Annotated in this window: 12 protein-coding genes and 2 pseudogenes; 11 read left to right on the forward strand and 3 right to left on the reverse strand. The window is 46.6% G+C overall.

All coding sequences use genetic code 11. From position 1 onward, the window contains the following. Nucleotides 1-289: 289 nt before the first annotated feature. The 10 genes and pseudogenes from mobA to ABGT88_RS02210 all read left to right on the forward strand — a co-directional run. On the forward strand, nt 290-712 hold the full coding sequence (gene mobA / locus ABGT88_RS02165) for a conjugal transfer protein MobA (RefSeq protein WP_068856495.1): 423 nt from the start codon (nt 290-292) through the stop codon (nt 710-712). After that, nucleotides 697-1,938, forward strand: coding sequence for a conjugal transfer protein MobB (gene mobB / locus ABGT88_RS02170; protein WP_346700141.1), 1,242 nt, complete (start codon nt 697-699; stop codon nt 1,936-1,938). The genes mobA and mobB overlap by 16 nt, the downstream gene beginning before the upstream one ends. Nucleotides 1,939-1,955: 17 nt before the next feature. Further along, complete coding sequence (gene mobC, locus ABGT88_RS02175; protein WP_346700143.1) at nt 1,956-3,968, forward strand: conjugal transfer protein MobC; 2,013 nt, start codon at nt 1,956-1,958, stop codon at nt 3,966-3,968. Between the two features lie 58 nt (nt 3,969-4,026). Next, complete coding sequence (locus ABGT88_RS02180) at nt 4,027-5,361, forward strand: RNA-binding domain-containing protein (RefSeq protein WP_346700145.1); 1,335 nt, start codon at nt 4,027-4,029, stop codon at nt 5,359-5,361. A 272-nt stretch (nt 5,362-5,633) separates the two neighbouring features. Further along, complete coding sequence (locus ABGT88_RS02185; RefSeq protein ID WP_346700147.1) at nt 5,634-6,956, forward strand: DUF3945 domain-containing protein; 1,323 nt, start codon at nt 5,634-5,636, stop codon at nt 6,954-6,956. Between the two features lie 26 nt (nt 6,957-6,982). Continuing rightward, nucleotides 6,983-7,324: pseudogene (locus tag ABGT88_RS02190) on the forward strand (toprim domain-containing protein); the annotation flags it as partial. Nucleotides 7,325-7,472: 148 nt separating this feature from the next. Further along, the gene (locus ABGT88_RS02195; protein ID WP_346700149.1) at nt 7,473-8,717 is read left to right on the forward strand and encodes a site-specific integrase; all 1,245 of its coding nucleotides are present in this window, start codon (nt 7,473-7,475) and stop codon (nt 8,715-8,717) included. Then, nucleotides 8,704-9,708 carry a tyrosine-type recombinase/integrase gene (locus ABGT88_RS02200; protein WP_206422497.1) on the forward strand — a complete coding sequence of 335 codons (1,005 nt, stop codon included), beginning with the start codon at nt 8,704-8,706 and terminating at the stop codon, nt 9,706-9,708. Before ABGT88_RS02195 ends, ABGT88_RS02200 begins: the two co-directional genes overlap by 14 nt. Then, nucleotides 9,698-10,723 carry a tyrosine-type recombinase/integrase gene (locus ABGT88_RS02205; RefSeq protein WP_057256749.1) on the forward strand — a complete coding sequence of 342 codons (1,026 nt, stop codon included), beginning with the start codon at nt 9,698-9,700 and terminating at the stop codon, nt 10,721-10,723. Before ABGT88_RS02200 ends, ABGT88_RS02205 begins: the two co-directional genes overlap by 11 nt. Before the next feature lie 129 nt (nt 10,724-10,852). After that, a pseudogene (locus ABGT88_RS02210) lies at nt 10,853-12,604 on the forward strand (DNA topoisomerase); the annotation flags it as partial. 97 nt (nt 12,605-12,701) lie between these two features. On the opposite strand, the gene ABGT88_RS02215 reads toward ABGT88_RS02210, so the two are convergent. Beyond that, nucleotides 12,702-13,241, reverse strand: a complete 540-nt coding sequence (locus ABGT88_RS02215; protein WP_346700152.1) for a hypothetical protein — start codon at nt 13,239-13,241, stop codon at nt 12,702-12,704. A 246-nt stretch (nt 13,242-13,487) separates the two neighbouring features. Here ABGT88_RS02215 and ABGT88_RS02220 point away from each other — a divergent pair, with 246 nt between their 5' ends. Continuing rightward, nucleotides 13,488-14,873 (forward strand): transposase, encoded by a 1,386-nt coding sequence (locus ABGT88_RS02220; protein ID WP_346700154.1) that lies wholly within the window; start codon nt 13,488-13,490, stop codon nt 14,871-14,873. A 262-nt stretch (nt 14,874-15,135) separates the two neighbouring features. Here ABGT88_RS02220 and ABGT88_RS02225 read toward each other — a convergent pair whose 3' ends face one another. Beyond that, complete coding sequence (locus tag ABGT88_RS02225; RefSeq protein WP_346700156.1) at nt 15,136-15,642, reverse strand: dihydrofolate reductase family protein; 507 nt, start codon at nt 15,640-15,642, stop codon at nt 15,136-15,138. Between the two features lie 403 nt (nt 15,643-16,045). Then, nucleotides 16,046-16,324, reverse strand: a complete 279-nt coding sequence (locus tag ABGT88_RS02230; RefSeq protein ID WP_055095680.1) for a helix-turn-helix domain-containing protein — start codon at nt 16,322-16,324, stop codon at nt 16,046-16,048. Nucleotides 16,325-16,334 lie beyond the last annotated feature (10 nt).

Here is a 16,334-nt window from a genome sequence, read left to right on the forward strand (position 1 = left end):
CGTGTCCCGTTTTGTCCACCAACTGCCTATTTTACAGCATTATAAATCACCGTTACTTTGCAGCGGAGTAACGAGCCGCAAGGGGTAAAGACGTATAACGGTGCTGGTGGACGGCAGGGATTGCCGCCTGATGCAGACCCCAATCCGTCCCGGACGGATTTTCGATTTTCGCCAGAAAATAGCAAGGTGTGTTTCGTGGCACACGAAACCGTTTTCCGTGCCTGAAAACGCCTTGCCCCTTGCGGGGTAAAAAACACTCCGAAGTCGTGATTTTTTAATTCAAGGAAGTATGGAAACAAGGAAAAACAGCAAGGGCGGTCGCCCCGCCCTCCAAGACCCGGCGAAACATCGCCATGTCCTTTACCTGAACGACCGGGAGAACGCCCGCTTCCTCTCGCAGTGGGAGCAGTCGGGCGTTTCGAGCAAGTCCCGTTTCATCGCCGCACGTATCTTCGGCGAGCCGTTCCGGGTGGTGAAAGTGGACAAGTCGGCGGTCGAGTATTGCGCCCGACTGACCGAATTTTATGCGCAATTCAGAGCGGTAGCGGTCAATTACAACCAAGTGGTAAAGGCTCTAAATAGTAACTTTTCGGAGAAAAAGGCACTCGCTTTTCTCTATAAACTGGAGAAAGCGACTACTGAACTGGCTATGTTGAACCGTCAGGTTATCGACCTGACAAACGAGTGCAGGGAACTATGGTTGCCAAAATAAGTACGGGAAGTTCCATGTTCGGCGCACTGGCATACAATCAGGAAAAGGTGGACAACGGGGAAGCGAAGGTGCTTTTCTCCAATAAAATGCTGTTGGACGAGGACGGGCATTCCAGCATCGGCGGGTGTATGCGCAGCTTTGAAATGCAGATGCCCGTCCATTTGTCCACCAAGAAGCCGATATTGCACATTTCCATAAACCCGCACCCGGAAGACGTGCTTTCGGACAGCCAACTTTCCGACATCGCACGGGAGTATATGCGGAAGTTGGGCTATGGCGACCAGCCTTATTTGGTCTATAAACACGAGGACATCGACCGCCACCATATCCACATCGTGGGCTTACGGGTGGACGAAAACGGCAAGCCGCTGAATGACAGGTTCGAGCACCGGAGAAGCAAGCAGATCACCCGTGAACTGGAACGGAAATACAACCTGCATCCGGCGGAGAGAAAGGAGCGTGCCGAACGCCCCGAACTTAAAAAGGTCGATTACACAGCCGGGGACGTGAAGCACCAGATTGGCAATACCGTGAAAGCGGCTTGTTACGGCTACCGCTTCCAGTCGTTCGGGGAGTACAGGGCGTTGCTTGCCACCTGCAACGTGTGCGCCGAGGAAGTCAGGGGGGAAATAAACGGCAGACCCTATCAGGGCATTGTCTATTCCGCCACGGACGATAAGGGCGAAAAGGTGGGCAACCCGGTAAAGGCATCCCGCATCGGCAAGTCGGTAGGCTACGAAGCGGTGCTGTGCAGGATGGAAAAGTCTGGCAAGACGATTAAGGACGGGAAGCTGAAAGAGCGTACCCGGAAGATTGTCGCCGCAGCCATGCAGACCGCCCGTAACCGACAAAAGTTTGAACAGGAACTGAAACGGCAGGGCATTGACGTGGTGTTCCGGCAGAACGACAGCGGGCGCATCTATGGCGTTACGTTCATCGACCACGACAGCCGGGTGGTATTGAACGGTTCACGTTTGGGCAAGGAGTTTTCGGCGAACGTGTTCAATGACCTGTATTCGGATGTCCAAACGGGACAGACCGAAAGCGTTGCTCCGCAGCGGGGACAAGGGCAGGACTTCACGCAGCAGCCGCATACGGCGGCACGGCATCCGGTCAGCGGACTGGGCGGGTTGTTCGGCGGATCTTCCATAGGAGAAGAACCGCCGCAGGACACCGCCGGGCAAAAGAGAAAGAAGAAAAAGAAGCGCACAAGACGCATCGAATAACTTAAAAACATACGACTATGCAACAGGAAGATGATTTGAGGGGGCTTGCAAGGGTCATGGACTTTATGCGGGCAATCAGTATTTTATTCGTGGGAATAAACGTGTACTGGTTCTGTTACTCCAGCCTGAAAGGATGGGGAGTAACCTTTGAGGTGATAGACAAGATTTTGTGGAACTTCCAGCGTACCACCGGGCTGTTCTCGTCCATGCTGTGGACGAAACTTTTTGCGGTGGTGTTTCTCGCCCTGTCGTGCATCGGGACAAAGGGGGTGAAGAACGAGAAGATAACTTGGACGAAGATATATTGCTGCCTTGCGGTGGGCTTCGTCCTGTTCTTCCTGAACTGGTGGCTGCTGGAACTGCCCTTGCCGCATACGGCGGACACGGCATTTTACATCGCCACGCTGTCTGCGGGCTATATATGCCTGCTCATGGCGGGTACATGGATGTCCCGCCTGTTGAAGAACAACCTTATGGATGATGTCTTTAACACCGAGAACGAGAGTTTCCAGCAGGAAACCCGGCTTATCGAGAACGAGTATTCGATAAACCTGCCCACACGTTTCTATTATAAGAAGAAATGGAACAACGGCTGGATAAATGTGGTGAACCCGTTCCGTGCCAGTCTTGTACTGGGCACGCCGGGAAGCGGAAAGTCATACGCAGTGGTAAACAATTACATAAAACAGCAAATCGAGAAGGGTTTTGCACTCTACTGTTATGATTATAAGTTTCCCGACCTGTCGGAAATAGCATATAATCATTTGCTCACGCATTTGGACGGCTACAAGGTCAAGCCCAAGTTTTACATTATCAATTTTGACGACCCACGCAGGAGCCACCGGTGCAACCCGATAAACGCCAGCTTCATGTCGGACATAGCGGACGCTTACGAAGCCAGCTACACGATAATGCTCAACCTCAATCGCAGTTGGATAACCAAGCAGGGCGACTTCTTCGTGGAAAGCCCGATTATCCTTTTGGCGGCTATCATTTGGTATTTGCGCATCTATCAGGGCGGCAGGTATTGCACGTTCCCCCATGCCATTGAACTGTTGAACAAGAAATACGCCGATGTGTTCACGATTTTGCGCAGCTATCCAGAACTGGAAAATTATCTTTCCCCGTTCGTGGACGCTTGGGAATCAGATGCCCAAGAGCAGTTGCAGGGGCAGATAGCGAGTGCCAAAATACCGCTTTCACGTATGATAAGCCCGGCACTTTACTGGGTAATGACGGGCGATGATTTCTCGCTGGATATAAACAACCCGAAAGAGCCTAAAATACTGGTTGTCGGCAACAATCCCGACCGCCAGAACATCTATTCGGCGGCACTGGGATTGTATAACAGTAGAATAGTGAAGCTGATAAACAAGAAATGTCAGCTTAAAAGTTCGGTGATTATAGACGAGTTGCCCACTATCTATTTCCGTGGTCTTGACAACCTGATTGCGACCGCCCGAAGCAACAAGGTGGCGGTTCTGCTGGGCTTTCAGGATTACAGCCAGCTTACCCGTGACTACGGGGACAAGGAAAGCCGTGTGATACAAAATACGGTAGGCAACGTGTTCAGCGAGCAGGTGGTCGGGGAAACGGCAAAAATCCTGTCGGAGCGTTTCGGGAAGGTGTTGCAGAAACGGCAGAGCATGACAATCAACCAGCGGGAGAAGTCCACCTCGATAAGCACCCAGATGGACAGCCTGATACCTGCCAGCAAAATATCCAACCTCACGCAAGGCATGTTCGTGGGAGCGGTGGCGGACAACTTCGATGAACGGATAGAACAGAAGATTTTCCACTGTGAAATCGTGGTGGACAACGAGAAGGTGAAACGGGAAACTGCCCGTTACGTGAAGCTGCCGCAGATTATCGACTTCACCGACAAGGATGGCAACGACCGGATGCAGGAGGAAATACAAGCCAACTACGAACGCATCCGTCAGGAAGTCCGGCAGATTGTCGAAGACGAGATAACCCGTATCAAGAATGACCCGGAGCTGTGCCATTTGATTAAGGAGGAGGAAGAATAACCGATATTCTTTCCTGACACACAGTATTTTTGCTAATTTTGCAGACAAAGAAATGATTATGAATGAGAACCAAAATATAGAATGGAAAGAAAGCTGGCGGGACGACTATCTGAAATGGATATGTGGTTTTGCCAATGCCGCAGGCGGCAAGATATATATAGGCATGAATGACAGCGGGCAGGTGGTCGGTGTTGCCGATGCCAAGAAGCTGTTGGAGGACATACCGAACAAAGTCCGTGATGTGCTGGGTATCATTGTGGACGTGAACCTGTTGGACAAAGACGGGTTGGAGTATGTGGAAATTGACGTGCCGCCTTATTCGAACCCTATCAATTATAAAGGTCAATACCATTACCGCAGCGGCAGCACGAAACAGGAGTTGAAAGGTGCGGCATTGAACCGCTTTATCCTGCAACGTACAGGCAGGCATTGGGACGAGTTTCCCATAGAAAGAGCCAAAATAGAAGAACTGTCGGAAAGCGCATTGAACCGTTTCCGTAAGGAAGCGGCAAGGAGCGGACGGGTGGACGAAGGTGTTTTGAAAGATAAGACCGAACACCTGCTGCATGATTTACGTCTGATAGACGAGGACGGACATTTGAACCGTGCAGCACTGCTGCTGTTCCATCCCGACCCTGAAAGGTTTGTGTTCGGTGCATATATAAAGATTGGTTTCTTCCGGGATGACAAAGGCAATCTGGAGTTTCAGGACGAAATTCACGGTGCTTTGATGGAGCAGGTGGACAAGGCTATGGATTTGATAAAAAGCAAATACCTGATTTACCGTATCTCATACGAGGGAATTTCTCGGCGTGAAACGCCGCAGTTCCCGGTAGAAGCCATCAGGGAATCGTTGATGAATGCCGTAGCACATAAAGACTACGCCAGTGCCGTGCCCGTTCAGATTAGCGTATTTCCCGACCATATCACTTTTTGGAACGCCGGGCAGTTGCCGGAGAACTGGACTACCGAAAGGCTTTTTGAAAACCATCCATCCTCTCCATATAACCCGTTAATCGCCAACGCATTTTTCAGAAGCGGGGACATCGAAAGCTGGGGACGGGGCTACAAGCGTATCTTGGAAGCGGTCAGCGCATACAAATTGCTGCCGCCCCGACTTGAAATGTTAAGCGGTCTGATGATTACCTATTATACCGATATACGTTCTCAACTGCTGGCGCAGCGGGTGGATGAAAGGTATATTCCTGTTATAGAGTATGTAGCCAAGAACGGGCGTGTGACAAACTCGGACGTGCAGGAAATTTTGGGAGTAAGCAAACCGACAGCTTCCCGCATACTCCAGCAAATGAACGGCTGGCTGGATATGCAGGGAAAAGTGGGTAAGGGAACTTATTATACACCTAAATGGCTCACTAACGTATCACGGATATAATGCCGTTTTTTTGCAAAATGCTGATTATTAGCCGGAAGAGACATGATTAAATGGCTCATAAATGGCTCATCAAAAGAGAGTGATTGACTTCGCTCTCTTTTTTTATGCCCTTTTTAATTCTCCAATCACCAGTCGGAGATTTATCCTACCCGGACAAACCGGGACACCGCAGGACAAATCGGGACACTCATTGCCGCCAGTCAAAATATAGCATATTTAGTCGTTACCTTTGGACGGGAATAATCCCGTAACCACTAAAATTCCAATTATTTATGGCAAACAGAATGAACCAGCCCGCAGAGGGGCAGGAAAAAGACGTGCTGCTGGTCTTGGATAAACAGCAGGGGAAAGTGAGTGCCGTTAAAGGTATCGACAACGAGGGCAATTTGCAGACCGTAGAACCGACCCAATCCCATAGCGGTGAGTTTATGCAGGTGGACAGGAACAGCGATGTGTTCAGCAACTTCATTTCCAATTTTTTCCGCAGGTATCAGGACACGGAGGGACTGGCTTTGTTCCGCAGCAAGGCTACGGAAGCGGAACAGGACGCAAAAGCTATCGAGGACAACCACCGCAACCCCACGCCGGAGGGCGACAGACGGGCGGAAATGTTGCGAGTTCCGAATCCCGACAATAACGGGGGCAGGCAGGACTACCGTTTCGACCCGGCTAAAATCAATTGGGAGGACTTGAAGAAAGTCGGCATTACCGCCGACACGTTGAAAAACACAAAGGATTTCGACAGGGTGATGCGTGGCTACAAATCCCGCAACACCTATACCGTTTCGGGGACGGTAGGCGGTTTCTACCTTAAACCTACCGATGTCAAGCTCTCTTTCTATCAGGCAAAGGACGGGACGGTAGTGCCTAAGCTGCACGGCGTGCAAATGGATGAAAAGCTGCTTCAACGCCCGTATAACGGGCACGAATTTTCCAAGCAGGAACAAGGCAACCTGCTGGGAACTGGCAATCTGGGCGGTATTATCCAAATCAAAGACCCGAAAAACGGGGAGCAAATCCCCGTGTTCGTCAGCCGGGACAGATACACCCATGAACTGGAGTACATGCGGGCAGACAAGTGGAAATGCCCCGATACCGTTTGTGGCGTGAAAGTAAGCCCAGAACAGAAAGCCGCTTTTGAAGCTGGGAAACCCGTCAAGCTGGAAAACCTGCAATTCAAGGACGGGACGAAACGCAGTGCCTATCTTCAAGTCAGCGCAGTGGAGCGTGGCTTGGAGTTCCTGCCGAGGTCTGCCGTCCAGTTCTTGCAGCAGGGGCAGCAGCCCGCACAGCAGCAGGTCACAGGATTAAAGGACGGCAAGGGTGTGGAGTTCAACGGTCATGTGCAGCCCGGAGTACAGGGCAAATCCTCCGGCAAGGTGCAGCCGAAAGATGTTATCCCCGTTTCCGAGAGCCGGACGCAGGTAGCGGTCAATTCTGGAGGAAAGACCGATGAAGCAACCAAACAGACCAAAGAGCCGCTGAAACAGGGACAACAGAAACCCACCGCCAAGCAGAAAGAGAAACAGGAAAAAGCACAGGACAAGAGCCTGAAAACGGACAAACCCAAGAAGTCCAGAGGGATGAAAATGTAGTACCTACCATTAAAAAGTGAAGAATTATGATTGCATTGATAGCGGAAAAGCCCAGCGTGGCAAAAGACATCGCCCGGATTATCGGGGCGACACAAAGGAATGACGGGTATCTGTCCGGCAACGGGTACATGGTGACATGGGCGTTCGGGCACTTGATACAGCTTGCCATGCCCGAAGCCTACGGCGTGGCAAATTTTCGCAGGGAGAGCCTGCCCATACTTCCGTCCGATTTCCGGCTAATCCCCCGTCAGGTGAAAGCCGAGAAAGGCTACAAGGCAGACCCCGGCGTGTTGAAACAGTTGAAAGTGATTAAGGAGGTGTTCGACCAGTGCGACAGGATTATTGTCGCCACCGATGCCGGGCGTGATTATCCAAAGTAAAAGATTATCCAAAGCAATAACAACTATAAGTTTCCAATAAATTGATTTTCAATATTACTTTTGATAATGTTGTTTGGATAATATAATGGTAATTTCGCATAGGGTTGGAACAAACCACCCGTTAAAATCAATAAATATGTCCAACAACAAAAAGAAAAACATTCATGTTCTGATACAAGAATGTACAGAACACTTGCGGTTTCTTGGGTATTCGGAAGCCTGCATTACTTTACACCAGAAGAAATGGTCGGAATACCTGTTGCCTTATCTACAGGAAAAAGACATCATGTTCTACTCGACTGAAGCCGGAGAATGTTACCTGAAATCAGTTCTTTCGAATTTAACCCCATTCTCCAAGCGGGTACTTACTCGTAGTGTGCATATCCTTTCCGCTTATTTGGATACAGGTATTATTCCAAAAAGGATAGTACCAATAGAAGAACATCCTTTGCCCGGAGAGATTGGAGAAGCTGCACATCTTTTTCTGGAAGAGCTGGTAAATAGTCGGCGTAATGATATTACGGTTTTAAAACATCGCCGTAATTTGAGTTATTTTATTGAATTTTTGGAAACCAAGTCAAAATCAAAACTTTGCGATATTGGAGAAGATGAAATCGTGACTTTTTTGAGTACGAGTAGAAACGCCAGGGACAGATATTCTTCTATACGGCTGTTTCTCCGATTCCTGGCAGGTAAAGAATATATTCAGACAGATTTTGAATATGTTCTTTCTCGTAACCGTTATCCCAAACGGGAAAAACTGCCTTCCATATATAGTGCCGAAGAAGTCAAACAAATAGAGTTGTCGGTTGAACAATCAGGTCCGGTAGGGAAACGTGATTATGCAATATTGCTTCTTGCCACACGGCTCGGTTTACGCGCTTCGGATATTTGCAGATTGGAGTTTGACCATTTGGATTGGGATCACAATGTCATTGCATTCATCCAATACAAAACAAAAAAATCGATAGAGCTTCCGTTGCTTACTGATGTCGGTGAAGCCATAGTCAATTATCTGCGTTATGGCAGACCGATTTCCGGGCATTCGGAAATATTCTTATCGGCACGTCCACCTTATCGTCCAATGTTCCGTTGGGGAATAAACGGTGTAATATCAAGAATTATGAGAGAATCAGGCGTTGATATATCCAAACGTAAGTTCGGTCCTCATGCTATGCGTCATTCTCTCGCCAGCAGACTGCTTGCCAACGGTGTTTCGCTGCCAGTCATATCTGAATCATTGGGACACGAGAGTTCCTTGAGTACAATGGAATATTTAAGGGTAGATTTGTCAAGCCTGATGAAATGTGCCCTTGACGTACCGCTTGTCAATCCCGCTTTTTACGAACAGAAAGGAGGTATCTTTTATGGAAAAATGTAAATTTATGAGCGTATTCGCTCCATATATGCAAAAGTTTGTGGATGCAAAAGAAGCTCTGGGTTTTTCAAGGAAATATTTTGAAAGTGTTTTAGGGTTACTCGATCGGTTCTTCATCGAAGAAAAGGTACGGACTCCTTTTATCCCAAGTGTACTGATAGACAAATGGGGACATACTTTGATTAATAACAGCTATAAAACGATTTGTAGCAAATATTCTATATTGGCACAGTTTGCAAAGTATATGAATAACATAGGTTTTCCTTGTTATGTACCTCGAATTCCAAAGAGCAAAGCCAATACGTATGCACCATACATCTTCACGCACGAACAAGTGCTTTCCATTTTTACAGTGTGTGATTCTCTTGTGGCCAGCGATCACGGAAATATGGACAGCCGTCTTTTTTCTATACCTGCCATTTTTCGCCTGCTGTATGGTACAGGGATGCGTGTGAGTGAAGCCACGTCATTGTTGAACCAAGATATAAATCTCGAGAAAAGAGTAATCACAATAAGGAAAACCAAGAACCAGCGCCAACGCCTGATACCTGTCTGTCCGTCATTGCACCAGATGTTAAGCCAATATGTGGAAGCGAGGAACAGGCTGCCTTTACCCCATGTAAATGCCATGGAGTCTCCATTTTTTATTTCTCCATCCGGATTGCCTCTGAACCAGAGCAGGGTTTATGCGTGGTTCAGAATTATATTAAGAAAATGCAGTATTCCGCATTGTGCTAAAAAAGGACCCAGAGTACATGATCTAAGGCATACATTTGCCGTACATTCGTTGATGCGCCAAGTAAGAAACGGGGCGGATATATATTGTACGCTTCCTATTCTTTCCGTTTTTCTTGGACATAAGAAGCTGTCCGATACGGAAACCTATGTGCGGCTGACACAAGAGATGTATCCGGATGTACTGAAACTGGAAAGTTCCATTACAAGTTTTTTATACCCCGCTTTACCTAATAATCCTGTAGCCTATGAAAGATGATTTTGCAAAGTATCTGACTCGCTTTTTTACAAGTTATCTGTCCGGAGAACGAGGTCTGAGCCATAACACCATAAGGGCATATGGAAATACATTCTTGTCATTCATAGATTTTATGGAAAAAACAAGATGCATTAAGGCAGACAGGATATCGCTGGAACATCTGACACGAAACAACGTTTCGGATTTTTTACATTGGACGGAAGAAAACAAAGGATGCGGTACAGCAACACGCAATCAAAAGCTCTCCGCATTCCATACTTTTTGTAAGTATATGCTGTATACTGACATCTTCCATTTGGACCAATGGCAATCCATATTATCTATAAAATCGAAACATTGCGAAAAGCAGTCGGTAAGTTATTTGTCTATTGACGGAATAAGACTATTGTTGTCGTTAATACCAGTAAATACGAGAAACGGACTTCGTGATCTTGCCTTGATAGCGTTACTGTATGACAGTGGAGCCAGAGTTCAGGAACTCATAGATTTGACACCGACAGACTTGCATTTGGTTAAGCCATATTATGTGTCATTATTTGGCAAGGGACGGAAAAGAAGGCTTGTTCCGCTACAAGAACAGCAAGTGGAATTACTTAAAAAGTATATGGAAACCGAAGGTCTGTTGAAGCAATCGTTGAACCAACGTCCTTTGTTTGTAAACAACAGAGGGGGAAAACTCACAAATGCGGGGGTAACTTTTATTTTGATGAGATACGTGAGGAATGCACATGTTGCAGATCCGAATCTTATACCAGCCAAAATCAGCCCTCATAGCCTACGGCACAGCAAGGCGATGCACTTGTTGCAAGCCGGAGTAAACTTGATTTATATTCGGGATATACTCGGGCATGTATCTATACAAACTACAGAAATATACGCTCGGGCTGATTCCAAACAGAAAAGAGAGGCTCTTGAAGCTGCTTATGCAGACATCATTCCTGTCATGGATAAAGTAGAAGGCTCTTGGGAGAAAGATTCAAAATTGAAGCACTGGTTAAAAGGACTTGGAAAGTAGGACTAATTATTATCCAAAGTAGTTTTTGTAAGTATTAAATATAACTATCTCATAATCAAATACGAATAGAATTCTACTTTGGATAATCTTTTACTTTGGATAATCGCGATTATCTAAAGTTGTGATAAGCGTGAGGGGGAATTGATTTTCAGGTATATATTCCATTACCTGAACTGCCGCAAGCCTTTTGTCCGGCTGTGGATAAGCAGCCTTACCGACAAGGCTATCCGTGAGGGGATGGACAATTTGCAGCCGGGCGGACGTTACGATAACCTCTACCTCTCCGCCAAGTCCCGCAGTGAAGCCGACTGGCTGATAGGGATAAACGCCACCCAAGCGTTGAGCGTAGCCGCCGGACAGGGCGTGTTCTCGTTGGGCAGGGTGCAGACACCCACGCTCGTGATGATATGCAGCCGTTTTTTGGAGAACAGGAATTTTGTCCCGACCAAGTTCTGGCAGCTCAAAGCGGCGACCGCCAGCGGGGGAATAGGTTTCACCGCCCAATCGACCGACAAGTGGGAACAGCAGTCCGATGCCATAGCCGCCCTGCAACGGGTAAAGGATGCCGGGCAGCTTGTGGTGAAGTCTGTTGAGAGGAAAGAAACCAGCCAAGAACCGCCCCTTTTGTACGACCTTACCACATTGCAAAAGGAAGCGAACACGAAGCTGGATTTTTCAGCGGACAAGACGCTTTCGATAGCACAAAGCCTGTATGAAAAGAAAGTGATGTCCTATCCGAGAACCGGAAGCCGTTATATTTCGGAGGATGTTTTCGAGGAAATGCCGGAACGCATCGCACTGTTGGGACAATACCCCCGCTTTGCCGGATATGCCGCCAGCTTGAACAGCAACACACTGAACCGCCGCAGCGTGAATGACGGCAAGGTAACCGACCACCATGCCTTAATCGTTACCGAGAACCTGCCCGATGAACTTTCCGAAGATGAAAGGGCGGTCTATGAACTGGTAGCCGGGCGTATGCTGGAAGCCTTTTCGGACAAATGCGTGAAAGACGTTACCACCGCTGTATTGTCCGCCGGAAATACCGATTTCACCGTAAAAGGGGCGATAATGAAAGAAGCCGGATGGCGGGCTGTGTTCAACGAACAGGAAGCAGGCGAGGACGGAGAAGCTGCCGGACTGCCACAGCTTCAGGAGGGAGAAACCTTGTCGCTCTCCGGCGTGGATCTGCTCGAAAAGCAGACCAAGCCGAAGCCGCTGCATACGGAAAGCAGCCTGCTTGCCGCAATGGAAAATGCGGGCAGGGAACTGGAGGATGCCGAGTTGAAAGCCAGCCTGAAAGATGCCGGGATAGGTACGCCAGCCACTCGTGCGGCGATTATAGAAACACTGTTCGCACGCCAGTACATCGTGCGTGAGAAAAGGAATATTATACCCACAGAAAAGGGACTTGCCGTTTACAGGATTGTCAAGGACAAGAAGATTGCCGATGTCGAAATGACGGGTATGTGGGAAACCGCCCTTGCCAAGATAGAAGCGGGCTGCATGGATGCCGACACATTCAGGAAAGGCATCGAGGTCTATGCCGCCCAAATCACGGCGGAACTGCTTTCCGTACAACTGTCCATTGCCGGAGGTGAAACCTGTCCCTGTCCGAAATGTGGCAGCGGACGCATCCTGTTCTACCCGAAAGTGGCGAAATGTTCCAACGTGGACTGTACGCTTACCATATTCCGTAACAAGTGCGACAAGCAACTAACCGACAAGCAGGTTGTCGAACTGGTGACGAAGCGGAAGACCGGGTTAATCAAGGGCTTCAAGGGAAAGAACGGCAAGGTTTTCGATGCTTCGCTGGTACTGGACGAACAGTTCAATGTCGCTTTTTCATTCCCTGAAAAGAAAGGAAAGCCGAAGAAATGACTTATCTTTACCGCTGAAATTTCATTGTGATGGGTTTTAAGGCTTATGATAATTGAAATTTTAGTGGTTGCGCCCGGAGGGAAACCGGGCGCATTTTTTATTGCTGCTGTAAGTATAGAATCAGTTCATTCGCATAATCTTTAATGAAAGAGACTTGATTATCACTAACCTTTTCTCCATGTATTGCATAATTACAGATAGCCAAAATTTCTCTTAATGGATTATATATATTAGTATTTAATATATTGTCTTTTAATAAAGTCCTGATAATTTCCATTAAAGGAATAGGTTTATTTGATTTGGGGTAATACTTCTCCCAAATACGTCGAAGTTCAATTTCTATATTATATCGAACCTTAAATAATAAAAGATTTGCATCAGGAATATCAAGATTTATTTTTGAATTATGTTTTAATTCAGGAGTTATTTCTTGTTTGATTTTTTCTTCTATATCTCGTAATTTACTTTCTGGAGAAGGCTTTTCATAATTTTGTATATATACAGACTGAACGTGATTTGAATGTATTTCAGTCTTAATGTCACCAACTTTTACATTTATATATTCTTTCAAATCATCTAAACTTTGTTTTAGTTTTATTCCTAATAAATCTACTTCTGGAAATATAGGGACTAACATCAAAGCTATGAAAATAAGAAAGATTACAGTATCAGTTTGATTAGAGTTTCCATTAATAATTTCATTGATTCTATGATATAAAATATACCCTGATACTAAAATAGGGACTGTCGTAAAAAGAATAAAACTTTATAACGAATTGATTGCCAATGTAATATAAAATTTGTATCTTAGCTAAAGATAAAAAGAATACCTCCAATTGCCCTAGAAAAGCCAAATTTGGAGGTATCGCAAAAATTAATCTGCATGGCTAAGGTACAAAATTTCTCTGAAATATCACCCGATCTTCCTTTCACGGAGTTCGATTTTTATGAATTGTATAGGCGGACGTTCGAGACTAGCGAGCTGGGAAAAATCAGGAAGAGGCTGCCGCTTGGTGAGATGGCAGAGAACTTTGGACTGATAAGCAAGAGCATGAGAGCGAAGAAAGGGCGAAAAACATACTTCACCCCGGAGGGCAAGGTTGCGCTGATGTTCCTGAAGATGTACACAGGTCTGAGCAGCCCGAAGTTGATGGAGCATCTTAACGGCAACGTCCACTATCAGCTCTTCTGCGATGTGAGAATAGACCCGATGCATCCTCTGACGAACTACAAACTTCTGGACGACGTGTTTTCGGAGCTGGCCCGCGGGCTGAAGATCCAACAGCAGCAGGAGATACTGGCAAGAGCCTGGAAACCGTACATGAAGGACCTGGACACGATGTATACGGATGCGACCTGTTACGAGAGCGAGATGCGCTATCCTACGGATGCGAAGCTTCTGTGGGAAGGAATAGAGAAGTCATATGAGATAATGTGCACTCTGAGTGCCAAGCTGAATGTGCACCGTCCGAGGACGAAGTACGTAGACGTAGAGAAGGCCAACCTGTCGTACAGGAAGCGGCGCAGGCATACGAAAGTCCAGACCAGGAAACTGACCAGACGCCTGCTCAACCTTTTGGGGAAGATACTGAAGGAGACCCGCACACTGGAGAGGGAGAATGCAGGCGCGGAGAAATTGCTGACAGCCAGACAGAAGAGCGATATTGAAATCATCACAAGAGTGTACCGCCAGCAGAAGGCCCACTTCGAGAACAACAATCCTCGCGAGAGTGTCAAGGACAGGATAGTGAGCATCAGCAAGCCGTATGTGAGGCCAATCGTGAGAGGCAAGGAAGTGAAGAGCGTAGAGTTCGGTGCGAAGTGCAACAACATCCAGGTTGACGGACTCTCATTCATCGAGAAGCTGTCATTCAATGCCTTCAACGAGGGAACCAGGCTTACGCACTGCCTGAAGATGCACCGAAAGCTCTTCGGTGTGGAGGCGAAGAAGGTCGGAGGAGATGCAGGCTATGCCGGCAGCGCCAACAGGGGGTACTGCAAGGATAGAGGAATACAGACGTCATTCGTCAAGCGTGGCCGTCCGTCCTTGGAAAAGAAAGAGAACGACATCATCCGCAACGAGCTGGCGAGGGTGAGGGCAACGAGGATGGAAGGCTCGTTCGGAACGCAGAAGGAACACTATGGCCTGAAACGCATCAAGGCAAGGACGAAGTTGACCGAAATCCTGTACATCTTCTTTGGCATCCACACGGCGAATGCAGTACAGCTCGTCCGGCGGGAAGTCAACGAAATTGCTCAGGCTGCCTGATGTTCGAGGTGAGTGAGAAACGGCCCTTTCACTGGAGTATTGGCTCCAGTTGGGTCCAAAAATGAAAAAAGGGGCTCCGAAACGGAGCCGAAAATATAAAAAGATGAGTTCGATCGGAAAAATTACCGGGACAGTCTGCCGATTGACTCATAATGACGGAATTAAACGACTGTCCCTAAAATAAGTATTATCCACCAAGTAACCTTAAACCAATTAGGAAATTTCATAACTTACTATTTTTTTACAAAAATACGATAATCGATTAAACCCTTAAAAATGATGAGTATAAAAAATCATCCATAATACAGAATTTATCCAATTTCCATTTGGAATCTAAGGTTTCACACATAAATCTGACTCCTTCTCCAAGTATAATAGGTACAGTATAAACGGTTAAACAATCTAATAAATTAGTTTTTATCAAAGACGTGAGTAATTTACTACTGCCTACAACTAATAAATCATTTTCTTGTTTTAATTTATATACCTGATTTAGCGGTTTATTTGTCAGAAAATCCACACCACAATTTGGTGTAACATTAATATCATTGCTGGACACAACAAAAGAACGCTTTCCTTTATATGGCCATCCTCCCCAATGTTCGAAAATGTAGGTGTAAGTATTTGTTCCTATCAAAAGTGTATCAGCAGTTGCAATTTCTTTTCCAATCTGTGATTTTACAGACTGTGGTATCCAGTCCAATTCATGGTCTGGGGTTGCAATAAATCCGTCAAGAGATACGGCAATATGCGCTTTTATTTGTTTCATACTATCAGGTATTTAACAGTTTGATATTCGTATTCAACTGTCCGCCAGTACCCAAAAAAGAAGCGTGGTTCTTACACTGCTTCGATACGTGGTACTGGCAATACCTTTGAGGAAACAGGCAAGACCACGCTATGCGATTGCATAACGTATCCTGCACTGAATATCCCCTCAATTTGAAAATTTGCCAGTTTTCGTATCAGGACGTTCAGCGGAACGCTAATTTTCAATATTATATATAAAGACGAAATCACAGTCAAAGCTGCTCAATCGCCGTTATTCTCTTATACTACTTTTGCAAAAGTAGTGAAAATCATTGAGAAATCATGGCATATAATAAAAAATCCTGCCGTGTTATCACAACAGGGCAGGACACGACTAATTGAATGATGACAAAAAACACGGTCTAATCCGTGCGCTCACGAATAAGCCTGTGTATGTCGCTTGCCCGATAGTAATATTTTCCGTCCAGAAGAAGATAGGGCAATATGCCTTTCTTCCGGTAACGCTGCAAGGTCTTGACGCTCACTTTGAGCATAAAGCACAAGTCCTGATTGTCGAGCAGCTTTTCACCGTTCAGGCAGTTGTGGCTGTTCATCAGACGGTCTATCTTTTTATCCTGCATGTCGAGCCTGTCCATGATACGCTCCATCCATGCCACGAAGTTGTCATTGTCTATATACATAAGCTACCCC

The organism is Barnesiella sp. An22 (genome assembly GCF_963931395.1).
GTDB lineage: Bacteria > Bacteroidota > Bacteroidia > Bacteroidales > Barnesiellaceae > Barnesiella > Barnesiella merdigallinarum.